Here is a 14,529-nt window from a genome sequence, read left to right as displayed (position 1 = left end):
TGAACGAAACCCCCTACTATCTGTGGTCAAGGTTCAGTTTTTAGCTTGGTTATCGCTTTTTCCATTGTAGCTTAAAGCCGTCCTCAAAGGACGGGGTTTTAACCCAAATTTTCGATAAATGCGGCAATAAATATTCGAGATGAAAGCTTACGGATATTGTCGTTAGGAAAAGCGCGATACTGCCTATAGAGGGGATATAAGACCAAAATCTGGGCGTAAGTCCGTCTTGAGGAACCCTCCCCCGTGAAATAGGAAGCTCTCAACGATCTTGAGAGTAGTTCACAATGGAAAGTTCAGATCAGGCTAAAATCAATCTCGAACAGGTGTCATGCTTCTGGTGGAAAAATTATTAAGTAAGCCCAAAAACCGTAAATTAGCGATTTTTCTGGCTTTTATCGGTAGTATTCTCGCTTTACCCTTTCCTATCGCCGGTATTCATAAATTCTATCTCGGTCAACCTCTCTGGGGAATTATCTATCTTCTCCTCTGGCAAACTCCGATTCCCCGGGTGGCTTGCGCGATCGATGCGGTGTGGTATTTAATCCAAGATAACCAATTTTTGGCTAACTATTTTCCCACTGCCACCGCTGCTGCCACTGTCCCCAGTTTAGAGCCTAAACAAGTAGAGGCGATCGGGGCAGCTTTAAGGGAATTAGAGCGCCTCCGGCAAGAAGGATTAATTTCTGAGTACGAATTTGAAGAAAAACGGCGACAATTACTATGACACCGCAAAACTGGTTAGGACGCACTTTTAACCCTTTAAAAGCCAAAATTAGCAACGATCCCTATTATCGCTTTCGTTCCCTCGATGAGATCGCTATGGCGGCGCAATTGGGCATTAAAATTAATGTCAGTCAAGCGGGTGTGGATGATTGGCTGCGATTGCCGGGGATATCCATCCATCAAGCGCGGATGTTGGTGGAATTGCTGGCTATGGGGGTAGAATTGCTTTCTCTTGAAGATCTAGCGGCTGCTTTGAGTGTTCCTGTGGCTAGATTGAAAGTTTGGGAACCGATTCTAAAATTCGCCTATTATAGTCCAGAAAGTCACCTCGCACCCCCTAAAATCAATCCTAACACCGCCTCGATCGAGCAGTTAAAAACCCTGCCCCTCGTCAGCGATAATTTGGCAGCTGCCATTATTAAAAACAGAGAAGAACAGGGATTATTTAAGAATATTGTGGATTTTAAAGGGCGTTTATCCTTAGAAGCTCAGGAAATCTCCCAATTAATGTACTTTTTTCAGTTTTAATCCCAAATTTTAACGAAGGCAGCAGGAAGGTTTTAGGTGTTGGGGGTTGGGGTTTTGGGGTTTTGGGGTTTTGGGGTTTTGGGGTTTTAGTTCAATTTCCCCACCTCCCCAATTCATAATTCAGAATTCATAATTCATAATTCCCACACCCCACTTCCGGGCAAATCTAAATGTCTTCAGATTCCTCCGCATCACTAGGGGGAACTAGGGCCACCGCAGCGATCGCATCGTCCTCATCGAGTTTTTGTACCCGGATGCCTCCGGCCGATCGCGATTGGGGAGTAATAGCATCGACGGATTGACGGATAATAATACCCCGTTCGGTGATAATCATAAATTCCTCGTTGGGGTTAACAACGTGCAGAGCCGCTAATTTATCGTTCTTTTTGCGGAATTTAATCACTCTGACTCCTAATCCCGCCCGATTTTGCAGACGGAGGAGGGTAACGGGAACCCGTTTTCCTAGTCCTGCCATGGTAATCGCTAACACCCAGGGGCCATTATTAGCCACTTCGGGGTTAATTTCTTCGCTTTCGTCCTCGGTTTCTTCTTGGTTAGATTCAGCGATTTGGGCGACAATTTGACTAGGCAGGATGTCCATACTAATTAATTCGTCACCTGAGCGCAATTTCATCGATTTTACGCCTTTAGTTGCCCTTCCCAAGGAGCGCAATTGTTGACTATCGGCCTTAAAATGAATTGCCATCCCCTGACGAGAACCGATAATGACGCTGTCTTCCTCTTTGGCCAAGCGAACCCAACGTAGTTGATCACCGTCTTCGAGAGAAATGGCGATTAAACCGTTCGATCGAATATTACTAAAGGCAGCGAGGGCGGTTTTCTTGATAAATCCCTTTTGTGTGAGCATAATCAGGTAATTATCCTCGCTGAACTCGCTGACTGCCACCACCGAGGTAATTTTCTCCCCTTTGGGAATCTCTAACAGTTGCACGATGGGAACGCCGCGAGCGGTACGGGAACCGGTGGGGATATGATAGGCGTTGAGACTATAGACAACCCCGCGATCGGTGAAAAAGAGGACGCTATCGTGATCGCGGCAGGTGATAAAGTGATCGATGCCGTCGTCTTCTTTCATTTTCGCGCCAGCTTTGCCCCTTGTCGCCCGATTTTGGGACTCAAAGGTATTAACGGGCATTCTTTTGATGTAACCCTGTTCGGTGACGAGAATTAAGGCCTGTTCGTTGGCAATCAGGTCAGTTTCGGCGATTTCTCCTTCCCTTTGTTCAATATGACTGCGACGCGGGGTAGCGTGAATCGTTTTGATCTGTTGCAGTTCTTCCTCAATAATGGTGTCGATACGTTCTTTTCTGGCTAAAATATCCTGAAGATCGCTGATTTTTGCCAGTAATTCCCCGTGTTCTTGCTGAATTTTCTCCGATTCTAGGGCGGTTAACCGTCGCAGCTGCATTTGTAGGATTGCGTCTGCTTGCACCTCTGAGAGACCAAAATTCTGCACTAATCCCTCTTTTGCGGTAGCTGTATCGGCAGCACTGCGAATCAGGGCAATGATTGCATCGAGACTAGCGAGGGCAATTAGTAAACCCTGAAGGATATGATCCCTTTCCTCGGCCTTGCGGAGTTCATAACGGGTACGACGGGTGATCACTTCTACCCGAAAATCGAGGAAAACGCGGAGAAACTCCCTTAAAGTCAGTAATCTCGGTTCGTTATCGACTAATGCCAACATATTCGCCCCAAAATTCGACTGGAGGGGCGTTTGTTTATAAAGATTGTTGAGGACGACGCGAGGATAGGCATCTCGTTTCAGTTCGATCACCACCCGGATGCCGTCGCGATCGCTTTCGTCCCGCACATCGGAAATACCGTCTATTTTGCGATCATTGACCAAATCGGCGATTTTTTCGATTAATGCCGCTTTATTGGTCTGATAGGGCAGTTCGGTGATAATAATAGCATCTCGATCGGGTCTTCCCCTTTGTTCGATGGTTTCAAAGGTGGCGACTCCCCGCAGGGTAATGGAACCGCGGCCAGTGGTGTAAGCTTCCTGAATGCCGTCTCTGCCAAGGATATGCCCTCCGGTGGGAAAGTCTGGACCGGGGATATAACGCTGTAATTCCGTATCGGTGAGATCGGGGTTATGGATGAGGGCAACGGTTCCATCGATGATCTCGGCCAGGTTGTGGGGGGGGATATTGGTGGCCATACCGACGGCGATGCCCGATGAGCCATTAATTAGCAGTTGTGGGACTCTAGAGGGCAAAACCACGGGTTCCTGTTGGGAACCATCGAAGTTATCGGCGAAATCGACGGTTTCTGACTCGATATCCTGTAGTAGGGCGTTGGTGGCCAGGGTGTGCAGACGACACTCGGTATAACGCATGGCTGCCGGGGGATCGTTATCGATCGAGCCGAAGTTACCATGACCGTTAATCAGGGGATCGCGCATGGAGAAATCCTGGGCCATGCGGACGAGAGCATCGTAAACGGCAGTATCCCCGTGGGGATGGTATTTTCCTAATACTTCCCCGACGACTCTAGCGCATTTCCGGAAGGGGCGATCGGGGGTTAATCCTAGTTCGTACATCGCATAAAGAATGCGCCGGTGTACGGGTTTCAGTCCGTCCCTAGCGTCGGGCAAGGCGCGCCCAACGATGACGCTCATGGCGTATTCTAGGTAGGAACGGGACATTTCATTGCTTAAGTCTGTGGGGACGATATGATCCTGGGCGGCGGTCATAGGGGGGTTAACTCCAATAACAAGGCAAAAAAGCGTTTTTGTGAGTAAATTCGCTAAAAATCGGGCTTTTACCCTTTTGATGTGCAAAATATGCCCATTTGTACGACTATTTTACCATAAAATCTGCCTTTTTTGGGGTTTAGAACAGTGTCAAGTCAGTAGCGCTCGCAGGTTTCTTGGCTGGGATGGAGGAGTTAATGGTTTGCTATCCTCTTGACAGAGATTGCAGAAAGTCGAGAAGATTTTTAAAAGAAGGACAACGAGTGGCACAAAGTTCTAAATTTAGCTTTTCGGCTAGTTCAAGATTCATGTTGGTACTATAACGGGGTTTTCTATTTTCACCGATTGACAATTTGATCAATTCTTCTTTCGGTTTGATAATTAGGTGAGGGTTTGGGTGAGCTTTTCCCTTGCCTCGTCCCACATATTTAACAACCTCTGGATCAGACCAAAACCAAGCCTCTAATTCTTCTATTGGGATGCAGATATATTTCCTGATACTATTAATATTAGAACAGCTTAATTCTAAGTGATCTCGCAATTGTTTTTCATCGTTAAGAGAGTTATTCTTGGGATTACGATCTAAATCATGAACAATGATAAAAGCATCACATCCTTCCCTTGTCATCACTTTAAGTTTTGCTGACAGTTTTCTCTTTAATGTACTACAAGATTTAGATGCCCAGGATTTTGTCCTAGTATTTGTCCCCAGCACGCGATGGATAATTTGACGAAACACATCGCAGTCCGTCTCATCTTCGGCAATTATGGCGATCAAGTTACTACTCATCGAGAATACCACTGTAAATCCAGTCTCCTAAATCTCCTTCTTCACAGAGGTAATCCACAACTTTTTCAATCTCTCCTTCTTCTAGTTTCCTAACACTTGTCCGTCCTTGGTTACGATAAACTAAGCTAATATTTTCTGGCTTTGTCCAAGCTACTACTTGTGGTGAATGAGTTGATATAATTAAATTTTCATCCCAAGTATAGGATTTAATTTCATTTAATAATTTTGCTAACATTGCGGGATGTATTTGTGTTTCTGGCTCCTCAATTATGGTTGTTGTATTAGGATAGTGAGCAATTATTTCGATAAGAATTGATAAAACTCGCAAGGTGCCATCGGAGAGTAATCCAATATTGACTCCATCTAATAATACTGAAGCGATGTACTCTTCTTCTTTACCTTGGACTGTCTGTCCAGAATGCTCACTCAAAACGAACTTCTGCACAGTGATTTTCTTGGCAAGTCCTATTCGTTGACAAACATTTTCCAGTTCATCAAAATCATCCGTACCTACCCAACGAAATATTCTCCGAGCTAGAGTATCTGCTAGATCAAATCGACTGGCAGAAATCTTCTTACTTGCCACCTTTAATAAAGAAGGCTGTCGTCTTGATGTGCGACGGATAGGAGCTTTGCCAAGAAGACGAATCCCTTTTAAAATAGCATAAACCCACTGCATTTCTGGAGGTAAATTTAGCGATGAATTTCCAGGTATATTTGACTGTCGCAGCGAGGTAGTATTGCCAAGAATAGCAAATATTGGCTCACCATTATTAGGGAAGCTTGTTAGTCCAAATTGGCTTTTCCAGAGAAGTTCTTGATCTCCATCAATATACTGACAAGAATCATCCCAAGTGAAGGAACTTTCCAAGGAATTATCGTTAGTGGTATCATCTATGTCTGTATCTAGATCGTCCATAGAAAAGGGGATGATTAGCTCATACCTGTATCCTAAGCGCCGGTTAGTCGGTGTTAGAATTTCAACCTGCAAAATTGTGGGAATGCTATCACTGTCAATCATCCGAGAGCCGATCGATCTACCGATAGCACAGGATGAGATGGCTTCAAATCCTTCTAGGATAGCGGATTTCCCCGCACCGTTTCTACCCACTAATACCCCAACTTGGTTAACTAGGGATAGGGAAACTGGACCTCCTAGCACACCCCAACCATCGAGGGTAAAAGATAATAGTCTAGGCTGGTTCATACAGAGCCTTATTAGTTAATTATATCCAATCTATCTGATCTTCCCTCAGTTTTCCGGGCTGGCGGCTGGCGATCGCCGATGAGGACTACTTTTAGCTGTTTTTCCCTCGATAATTTAGGATAGAATAAAAATGCGATCAAGAGTTAATATTATGGCCCGATCGGCAGCTCAAGAATCGATGATGATTGAGCTTAATGATCCCTTAACTCTAGCGAAGGCTATTATCCTGATTTTCCCAGCGCAAAAATTACCCAAAAATGGTTACTCCTCTCCTCTGGCAAAATGCCAATCCCAACCCCAATAATCTGGAGAATTTCCAAATTATTAGCCAATGGTGGCAAGATTTAAATCTTAAGGAAGTCTTCTGGCAACAGCGTTTAATTCCCGCTCCTGGCTCTCTGGAAGATATTAATTGGGAGCGGCAAGGTTTTGATGAAAAATTTAGCATCCAAATGCCTCAAATTCGTGGAATTACCCTCTATTGGCATAAATCTACTTTTGCTGACGAAAGAAGCATGACACCTAAACAATTAATTTTAGATCGGGAACGGGAGCAATTAGACATTTATCCCCAATCCCAACCTAGTTTAGTTATTCGGGTGACGAAACCCCATCTAGTTTATCAAAAATTCGAGCTAAAAAATCCTCTCCTGGTCGGCAAAAAAGCAGAAAGTGAATATATTTTACTGATCAGGGATAAAGAACAGCAAATAGAAGTTAAAATTAATCTCAGTCCTGAAAATTATCGGCAATTTCTAGAAACCATGACTGAGGATCAATAAATAATGTGGCAGGGAAACCTAGAACTAATTTACACGCAAAAAAATCTCGCAACCCAGATTAATCATGTCTATGCTACCGCACCTTTAAAAGTACAAAGACCTTTTTATCCCGAAGGAAAAAACCTTTGTCATACGGTGATTTTACACACGGCTGGGGGAATAGTTGGGGGTGATGTTCTTCAACAAAAAATTCATCTTCAAGCCGCTACTAATGCCCTGATTACCACTGCTTCTGCTGGAAAAGTTTACCAGAGTAATGGTCAGATGTCCCAGCAATTAATCGAGATTAAAATTGATGACAATGCCAGTTTAGAATGGCTACCTCAAGAAACGATTATCTTTAATGGTGCAGCATTTCGCCAACATTTACGAGTGGATTTAGGGGAAAATAGCAGTTGGTTAGGATGGGAAATTACCCGTTTTGGTCGCACTGCGCGAGGAGAGAAATTTTTAGCGGGAGAATGGCATTCTAATTGGGAAATTTGGCGATCAGGACAACCTTTATGGCTCGATCGATCCTGCCTGTTAGGTGGTAAAATGATCGAGGGATTTTCCGGTTTAAATGATAGTGCCATGATCGGTACTTTAGTTTATATCGGTCAACCGGTGGGCAGAAATTTGATTGCGAAAGTGAGAGATTTTTCCCTAGAAGGAGAGATGGGAGTTACTAACACTTTAGGAGATGGTCTTTTGTGTCGTTATCGGGGTAATTCTAGCGGTGAAGTGCGACAATGGTTTCAGCAGGTTTGGCAAATTTTAAGGCGAGAAATGAGCGATCAAGAGGCAATTATTCCGCGAGTTTGGTTATCTTGGTAAAGGCGGTCAATTTCACTTTTCTCAAGTCACTTGAATGCCTGTATCGGTGATCGGAGCTATCCAAAATTGTAGATCGGGAGCGACGAGAATTTCCCGGGCCTTTTTAACGATGGTTTCCGCCACTTCCTGAGATGAACAGAGAGTAAAAACCGTCGGGCCAGAGCCTGACATCATCGTTCCCAAGCCGCCTAAATCGTCTAGAACCTGTCTTAACTCGGCTACGAGGGGAAATTCGGGTAAAACCACCTTTTCGAGGTCATTATGGATAAATTTGCCGATAGCGGCCGGTTTTTTCTGGGCGATCGCTTGTACCAAAGCCCCAGAACTCACCTGCTGACGACGGTGATGAAATTCCTCTGGAGAAGACAGATAGGTATCCTGAAATTTTTGCCGATAGCTTTGGTAGGCCCAGGGTGTAGAAACGGATAAATGGTCGTATTTGGCTAAAATCACCCATAATCCAGTCAGAGGAGCGATAGGATCGAGAATTTCTCCCCTTCCCGTACAGATAACCGTTCCTCCTGTCACACAAAAGGAAGTATCGGATCCCAATCTTGCCGCTAAAGTTTCTAATTCCGGACGGGTTAAACCTAATTCCCAGATTAAATCGATACCGACTAACACCGCCGCCGCGTTGGTGGAACCCCCCGCTAAACCGGCAGCCACGGGAATATATTTGTCGATGCTGATATCAATGCCGCCGTAATTGGCAAAGAGCCGGGGGAATTCCCTCGCCATCAAAGTGGCGGCGCGATGGGCGAGATTACTGCTATCTTGGGGGACGAGGGGATGATGGCAAAAGAGACGGAATTCCTGCAATCCGTTAGGCCGGAGAGTGATGCGATCGCATAATCCCACCGTTTGCATCACCATCACTAACTCGTGGAAACCATCGGGGCGATCGCCAACTATTTCTAGATATAAATTAATTTTAGCGGGGGCTAGAAGGGTATAACTGTGCATTTGTCAAGGAAAAAAATCTAAAATTTTGGCAATTGACCTAATTTTTCCGCCAAGTCAATCCATTGCGATAAACTGAGATCTTCGGCGCGAGCGAGGGGATTAATCTCTAATTGTGTCAGGATTTGGCTTAATCGATCACTATCTAGACAATTTTTTAGATTATTGCGTAACATTTTGCGTCGGTTGGCAAAACCCCAGCTAATTAAAGTGGACAAAAAGGCAGCATTACTGACATTATTGGGTAAAACATGGGGTAAAAGCTGAATTACCGCCGAATCCACCTGGGGAGGTGGCGAAAAGGCCCGCCGGGGTACATCACAAATCCATTGACAATCGGCAAGGTATTGAATGCGGACGCTGAGAGCGCTGTAAGCTTTGGTGGAGGGGACAGCGACTAATCTTTCGGCGACTTCTTTCTGGACTAAGAGGGTAATACTCTGGTAAGGGGGGGTGAAGGGATGGGCGATCGAACCGAGGAGCTTTTCGAGGATCGGGCCGGTGATATTATAGGGAATATTAGCCACTACCTTATTAACTGGCGGCAGTTGCTCGGGTTTAAGGGTAAGAAAGTCCCCTGGGATGAGATGAAAGTTATCTTGTTGGCCAAATTTTTTAGTTAAAATTGTCCATAGATCTCGATCGATTTCTACAGCGACAACCAATTGAGCGCCATCGAGAAGACGACGGGTTAAAATGCCTGTACCCGGACCGATTTCTAATACCCGATCTTCTGATTGTAAATTAGCAGCGCCGATGATGCGATCGAGTATCGATTCATCTTTTAACCAATGTTGTCCAAAACGTTTACGCGGTTGAATTTTCATACCTCTATTTTAAAGTCAGAGGGTTGTCCTCGACAATAACACCCCTGAAAATATGGGCAATGCGATCGATAACCGCATCAATTATGATAGAGCCTAGACAAAGATAGCAAAAAAAAATAGATACAATGTCAGATTTGAACGATGTTTTCGCAATTGTAGCAGGAGCGGTTCCGGGAGCGTTATCTCGTTATCATATTACCGAATGGACAAAAGCAAAATTCGGCTTGCGCTTTCCCTATGGAACCTTTATTATTAATTTAACTGGCTGTCTAGCTATCGGCTTTTTTGTGGCTATTTTACCCAAGTTTACCTTTTATTCCCACGCAGTAGATTTAATGGTTAGAACGGGATTTTTAGGGGCTTATACCACCTTTTCTACCTATAGTTTAGATATCCTGATCCTCTGGCGCAATCAGCAAAATTTTCTCAGTCTTTTTTTTGCAGTTTCTAGTATAATTTTCGGATTAATTGCCGTGAGAATCGGGGCAGCTATTGCCCAAGTTTTTCCAGTTGAATTCTCCAATTTATTGACTATTTAACGGCAGGACAGACAGCATGGATTTTTTCAGGGGACGTTATGGTTTATTCGTGGCGATTGGGGCTATTTTTGGGGCTTTGAGTCGTTTTTATATCGCCGAATTAATTCAATATCTCTTCAGTCAAGAATGGGTATTTTTAGCTACATTTTTTGTCAATGTTTCTGGCTGTTTAATTATTGCCTATATCTTTACTATGGTTAAGGAAAATATTCGCATAATTGCCCCAGAATTAGGATTGATGATTGCCACGGGTTTTTGTGGTTCCTATACAACTTTTTCCACCTATAGTTTGGAGGTAAACAAGTTTTTAGAGCAGGGAAACGTGACTTTCGGTTTAATTTACTGGTTGGGCAGTGTTTTTGGGGGGATGATTGCGCTTAAAATTGGAGTTATTTTAGCAAGAACAGGTTTTCCTAGATGAATTATTAAGGGCGCAAAAATAGATAAATATCTAAGCACAATTGAGAGCATCTTTTTCCTTTCCTACTCAGTCTTAATAGGTAATGTCTCCATTGGTTTGAAACCAATCGATGGCATCGGCTAAAGCTTGTCTAATCGGCGATTGGGGTAAGCCTAGTTCTTGCACTGCCTTCGAGGAATCGTAGTACATGGACTGTTTTGACATTTTCACGCCATCAAGGGGTATAGAGGGCGATTTTCCGAGGACAGGAAGAACTTTTTCATCTAACCAAGCTATTAGTAAAGGAATCCAAAAAGGTAAAACAATTTTCGGGGCATTTATGCTGGTAATTTCAGCTAATTCTGTCAACAAAGTTTTTAAAGAAGTGTTTTGATGACCTAAAATATATCTTTCGCCAGTTCTGCCCTTTTCTAAAGCTAATAAATGTCCCCAGGCCACATCGCGCACATCAATTAGATTTAATCCCGTATTCACATAAGCGGGCATTTTTCGCCGCAAAAAACGGAGAATAATGTCGCTGGTGGGTGTAGGCTTGATATCAAATGCTCCTATGGGCGTACTAGGATTAACTATAACGATATCCTGTCCTCTTTGTACTGCTTTGAATGCTTCCTGTTCTGCCCAATACTTCGATTTTTTATAATAACCCACTAATTGATGGGCGGGACTTTGATAAGTTTCATCGACACTTTCACCCTTTTTACCCACTCCAATGGCGGCCACGGAACTGGTATAAACTATTCTGGCAATTCCCGCTAAATGCGCCGATTCTAGAACATTTCTTGTGCCTAAAACATTGTTTTGGTAGAGTTGATGTCTATCCTTTTGCCAGAGAGAATAGTGCGCCGCTACATGAAAGAGAACTTCGCATCCGACCATTAATTTAAATAAGTTCTCATCATTTAAATTACCCCGGACAATTTCCACATCTAAACCCCACAAATTTCTGAGATTACTGTGGGGACGGACGAGGACGCGGACTTGGTAGCCTTCAACTAAAAGCAATCGCACTAAATTCGCCCCGATAAAACCCGTTCCACCCGTCACAAAAGCACGCATTGCTCAAACTTTCTCCTATTTTCGCTTCCTATCGTTAAGGGAAATTTAATCACCTTAACCTGCTCATTGCTATACCTTAATCTTAGTCAAGATTTAAGCTTTTCTTGATAAAATTTGAGGACAGATTATTTTAAACTAAGAGCAGTCAATCTTCAGTAAAAATGCTCCTATGAATCCATCTCCAGAGTCAACTTTTGTTTGTCCGATTATCATCGAAGACGACAGAACAGGATTAGACACAGAAACTATCCGACGGGCTTTAAGGGATAATTTACTCTATATTCAAGGTAAATTACCAGAATTAGCCAGCAAAAACGATCTTTACCTGGCCCTAGCCTATACAATCCGCGATCGTTTATTGCAGCGTTGGTTAACCACCCAACAAACCTATCTCAAAAAAGATGTCAGAACCGTTTGTTATCTCTCGGCCGAATTTTTAGTCGGTCCCCATTTGGCTAATAATTTAATTAATCTCGGTATCTACGAACAGGTGGAGAAAGCTGTCAGCGAATCGGGATTAAAACTAGAAGAATTAATTGCCCAAGAAGAAGAACCGGGGTTAGGAAATGGTGGTTTAGGTCGTTTAGCGGCCTGTTATTTAGATTCCCTTTCTACCCTAGAAATTCCCGCTATTGGTTACGGTATTCGCTACGAATTTGGTATCTTTGATCAAAGAATTCACGACGGTTGGCAGGTGGAAATAACCGATAAGTGGTTACAGTATGGAAATCCCTGGGAAATTGCCCGACCGGAAGCGGGAGTAGAGGTAAAATTTGGCGGTTATACCGAATCCTATACCGACGAAAATGGTAATTATCGCAGTCGTTGGATTGCCGATTATGTAGTCAAAGGAATTCCCTACGATACCCCAATTCTCGGCTATCGAGTTAACACCGCTAATACCATGCGTCTATGGAAATCAGAAGCTTGTGAATCTTTTGATTTTGGTCGCTTTAATCGCGGCGATTATTATGGTGCGGTGGATAATAAAGTTCACTCGGAAAATATCAGTAAAGTTCTCTATCCGAACGATGAACCAATTCAAGGCAAAGAACTGCGTTTAGAACAGCAATATTTCTTTGTTTCCTGTTCCCTACAGGATATGATTCGTATTCACTTATATGAGAACCCCAGTCTCGATAATTTTCATCAAAAATGGTCGGTACAATTGAATGATACTCACCCTTCCGTCGGTGTGGCCGAGTTAATGCGCTTGTTAATTGACGTGCATCATTTCGATTGGGATAAAGCTTGGTTTATTACTCAAAATACCTTCGCCTATACCAATCATACTCTTTTGCCAGAAGCTTTAGAAAAATGGCCTTTGAGTATTTTTGGTCGTCTTTTACCCCGATTAATGGAAATTATCTACGAAATTAACTATCGTTTCTTGGATAAAATTCGCATTATTTATCCCCATGATGATGGCAAAATGTCCCGTTTATCTATAATCGATGAAAGCGGCGAAAAATATGTCCGTATGGCTCACCTTGCCTGTGTGGGTTCCCAGGCAATTAATGGGGTGGCAGCCCTCCATACAGAATTACTGAAAAAAGATGTTCTGCGCGATTTCTATGAACTCTTTCCCGAAAAATTTAGCAACAAAACTAATGGAGTTACTCCCCGGCGCTGGATAGTTTCTAGTAATCCCCGCTTGACTTTTGCGATTACAGAAAAAATCGGCGAAAATTGGATTAATCATCTGGAGGATTTACGCGGTTTAGAAAACTATGTCGATGATGGGGTATTTCGGGACTATTGGCGACGAATTAAATACGATATTAAGGCAGATTTAGCCAATTATATCGATAAAAAAGTCGGCATTAAAGTTGATCCTAGTACCCTCTTTGATGTGCAGGTAAAACGCATTCACGAATATAAACGGCAACATCTCAACGTTTTACATATCGTCACTCTCTATCATCGCCTCAAAAATAATCCCAATCTAGATATTACACCCCGTACTTTTATTTTTGGTGGTAAGGCAGCCCCGGGTTATTTTATGGCGAAATTAATCATTAAATTGATTAATTCTGTGGCAGAAGTGATCGACAATGATCCGACGATTGGAGGACGTTTAAAAGTGGTTTTTCTGCCCGATTATAATGTCACCTTCGGTCAACGGGTTTATCCGGCTGCCGACTTGTCTGAACAAATTTCCACGGCCGGGAAAGAAGCTTCGGGAACTGGTAATATGAAATTCTCCATGAATGGGGCCTTAACTATCGGCACTCTCGATGGGGCAAATATCGAAATTCGTGAAGAGGTGGGGGCAGAAAATTTCTTTCTTTTTGGCTTGACAACCGAGGAGGTTTATGCTAAGAAAGCCCAGGGTTATAATCCCCAAGAATACTATTACCATAACGAAGAATTGCGGGCAGTATTAGACCTCATTGGTTCGGGATTTTTTAGCCGGGGTGATAGTAGTTTATTCCGTCCGCTTGTGGATAATCTTATCTACGATGATCCCTATATGTTACTGGCTGATTATCAGTCCTATATCGACTGTCAGGAGAGTGTCGGTCGCGCCTATCAAGATCAAGAACATTGGAGTCGTTTAGCGATTCTTAATGTGGCCCGCATGGGGAAATTCTCTAGCGATCGATCGATTCGGGAATACTGCGAGGAAATCTGGCGGGTACAACCGGTAAAGATTGAATTACCCGATTATATTCAAGCTAATGCCGGTTTATCGGTAAATTAGAACCAATCTAGGCAGTAGGATCCTGTTTATTCATCCTACTGCCCACAGGATAACCAGCCATGGGCGACTCTAATCTAGATTTCTACGGGATTGACGGGGCTCGAACCCGCAACTTCCGCCGTGACAGGGCGGTGCTCTAACCAATTGAACTACAATCCCATTTTTGCGACAATTCTGATTGTAACTTCATCATTAGGGTTATGTCAAGCACCTCTGGGAAAATTTTTTTGAGGGAGAGGGAAGTGGGGAAACAATTCATAACTGGGTTTTTCAAGTTGGATTGGTATCAATACTGAATTAAAGCCAAAAAATCCCCAATTAGGGACCGGACCCTCTTTACCAAAATTTTGGGTTAAAGCCCCGTCCTTTTAGGACGGCTTTATGTGAAAATGAAATTGGTTTGAATCCCCTGAGTGGGCGGTAGTGAATGGCTCGATTGAGTTGAACCCTTGAA

General features: G+C 43.5%; 14 protein-coding genes and 1 tRNA gene. 8 read left to right on the top strand and 7 right to left on the bottom strand.

All coding sequences use genetic code 11. From position 1 onward, the window contains the following. Positions 1 to 328: 328 nt before the first annotated feature. Both EWV84_RS03585 and EWV84_RS03580 read left to right on the top strand, forming a co-directional pair. Positions 329 to 724 (top strand): NINE protein, encoded by a 396-nt coding sequence (locus EWV84_RS03585; RefSeq protein WP_287076504.1) that lies wholly within the window; start codon positions 329 to 331, stop codon positions 722 to 724. Next, complete coding sequence (locus EWV84_RS03580) at positions 721 to 1,251, top strand: ComEA family DNA-binding protein (RefSeq protein ID WP_287076502.1); 531 nt, start codon at positions 721 to 723, stop codon at positions 1,249 to 1,251. Before EWV84_RS03585 ends, EWV84_RS03580 begins: the two co-directional genes overlap by 4 nt. A 166-nt stretch (positions 1,252 to 1,417) precedes the next feature. Here EWV84_RS03580 and gyrA read toward each other — a convergent pair whose 3' ends face one another. From gyrA to EWV84_RS03565, 3 genes are all read right to left on the bottom strand, one after another. Continuing rightward, positions 1,418 to 3,970 carry a DNA gyrase subunit A gene (gene gyrA / locus EWV84_RS03575; RefSeq protein ID WP_287076500.1) on the bottom strand — a complete coding sequence of 851 codons (2,553 nt, stop codon included), beginning with the start codon at positions 3,968 to 3,970 and terminating at the stop codon, positions 1,418 to 1,420. Between the two features lie 205 nt (positions 3,971 to 4,175). Further along, on the bottom strand, positions 4,176 to 4,760 hold the full coding sequence (locus EWV84_RS03570) for a DUF4276 family protein (protein WP_287076498.1): 585 nt from the start codon (positions 4,758 to 4,760) through the stop codon (positions 4,176 to 4,178). Continuing rightward, positions 4,753 to 5,967, bottom strand: coding sequence for an AAA family ATPase (locus EWV84_RS03565; RefSeq protein WP_287076496.1), 1,215 nt, complete (start codon positions 5,965 to 5,967; stop codon positions 4,753 to 4,755). Before EWV84_RS03565 ends, EWV84_RS03570 begins: the two co-directional genes overlap by 8 nt. A gap of 130 nt (positions 5,968 to 6,097) precedes the next feature. Between EWV84_RS03565 and EWV84_RS03560 the strand changes: the two genes are divergently transcribed. Genes EWV84_RS03560 through EWV84_RS03550 form a run of 3 tightly spaced genes read left to right on the top strand, consistent with a single transcriptional unit; the run spans position 6,098 to position 7,565 of the window. Then, complete coding sequence (locus EWV84_RS03560; RefSeq protein ID WP_286827387.1) at positions 6,098 to 6,271, top strand: hypothetical protein; 174 nt, start codon at positions 6,098 to 6,100, stop codon at positions 6,269 to 6,271. Continuing rightward, positions 6,225 to 6,749: a hypothetical protein gene (locus tag EWV84_RS03555; protein ID WP_286827388.1), complete on the top strand. Its 525-nt coding sequence runs from the start codon at positions 6,225 to 6,227 to the stop codon at positions 6,747 to 6,749. The genes EWV84_RS03560 and EWV84_RS03555 overlap by 47 nt, the downstream gene beginning before the upstream one ends. Positions 6,750 to 6,752: 3 nt before the next feature. After that, positions 6,753 to 7,565: an urease accessory protein UreD gene (locus EWV84_RS03550; protein ID WP_287076494.1), complete on the top strand. Its 813-nt coding sequence runs from the start codon at positions 6,753 to 6,755 to the stop codon at positions 7,563 to 7,565. A 21-nt stretch (positions 7,566 to 7,586) separates the two neighbouring features. Here EWV84_RS03550 and ispE read toward each other — a convergent pair whose 3' ends face one another. Together ispE and rsmA are read right to left on the bottom strand one after the other, a co-directional pair. Beyond that, on the bottom strand, positions 7,587 to 8,528 hold the full coding sequence (gene ispE / locus EWV84_RS03545) for a 4-(cytidine 5'-diphospho)-2-C-methyl-D-erythritol kinase (RefSeq protein ID WP_286827390.1): 942 nt from the start codon (positions 8,526 to 8,528) through the stop codon (positions 7,587 to 7,589). Between the two features lie 17 nt (positions 8,529 to 8,545). Next, entirely contained in the window at positions 8,546 to 9,352 is an 807-nt protein-coding gene (gene rsmA / locus EWV84_RS03540; RefSeq protein ID WP_287076491.1) for a 16S rRNA (adenine(1518)-N(6)/adenine(1519)-N(6))-dimethyltransferase RsmA, read from the bottom strand. Positions 9,353 to 9,477: 125 nt separating this feature from the next. Between rsmA and crcB (EWV84_RS03535) the strand changes: the two genes are divergently transcribed. Beyond that, the gene (gene crcB / locus EWV84_RS03535; RefSeq protein WP_287076488.1) at positions 9,478 to 9,891 is read left to right on the top strand and encodes a fluoride efflux transporter CrcB; all 414 of its coding nucleotides are present in this window, start codon (positions 9,478 to 9,480) and stop codon (positions 9,889 to 9,891) included. Positions 9,892 to 9,907: 16 nt separating this feature from the next. Beyond that, entirely contained in the window at positions 9,908 to 10,312 is a 405-nt protein-coding gene (gene crcB, locus EWV84_RS03530) for a fluoride efflux transporter CrcB (protein WP_287076486.1), read from the top strand. A 72-nt stretch (positions 10,313 to 10,384) separates the two neighbouring features. Here crcB (EWV84_RS03530) and hpnA read toward each other — a convergent pair whose 3' ends face one another. Then, the gene (gene hpnA / locus EWV84_RS03525) at positions 10,385 to 11,371 is read right to left on the bottom strand and encodes a hopanoid-associated sugar epimerase (RefSeq protein WP_286827394.1); all 987 of its coding nucleotides are present in this window, start codon (positions 11,369 to 11,371) and stop codon (positions 10,385 to 10,387) included. A gap of 169 nt (positions 11,372 to 11,540) precedes the next feature. Between hpnA and EWV84_RS03520 the strand changes: the two genes are divergently transcribed. Next, on the top strand, positions 11,541 to 14,075 hold the full coding sequence (locus EWV84_RS03520; protein WP_287076484.1) for a glycogen/starch/alpha-glucan phosphorylase: 2,535 nt from the start codon (positions 11,541 to 11,543) through the stop codon (positions 14,073 to 14,075). Between the two features lie 85 nt (positions 14,076 to 14,160). Here EWV84_RS03520 and EWV84_RS03515 read toward each other — a convergent pair. Then, positions 14,161 to 14,234 (bottom strand) — tRNA-Asp (locus EWV84_RS03515). Positions 14,235 to 14,529: the final 295 nt, after the last annotated feature.

This window comes from Microcystis sp. M_QC_C_20170808_M3Col (assembly GCF_007095505.1).
GTDB lineage: Bacteria > Cyanobacteriota > Cyanobacteriia > Cyanobacteriales > Microcystaceae > Microcystis.
The sequence above is the reverse complement of the archived record's forward strand: the minus strand, read 5'-3'. Positions and strand labels throughout refer to the sequence as shown.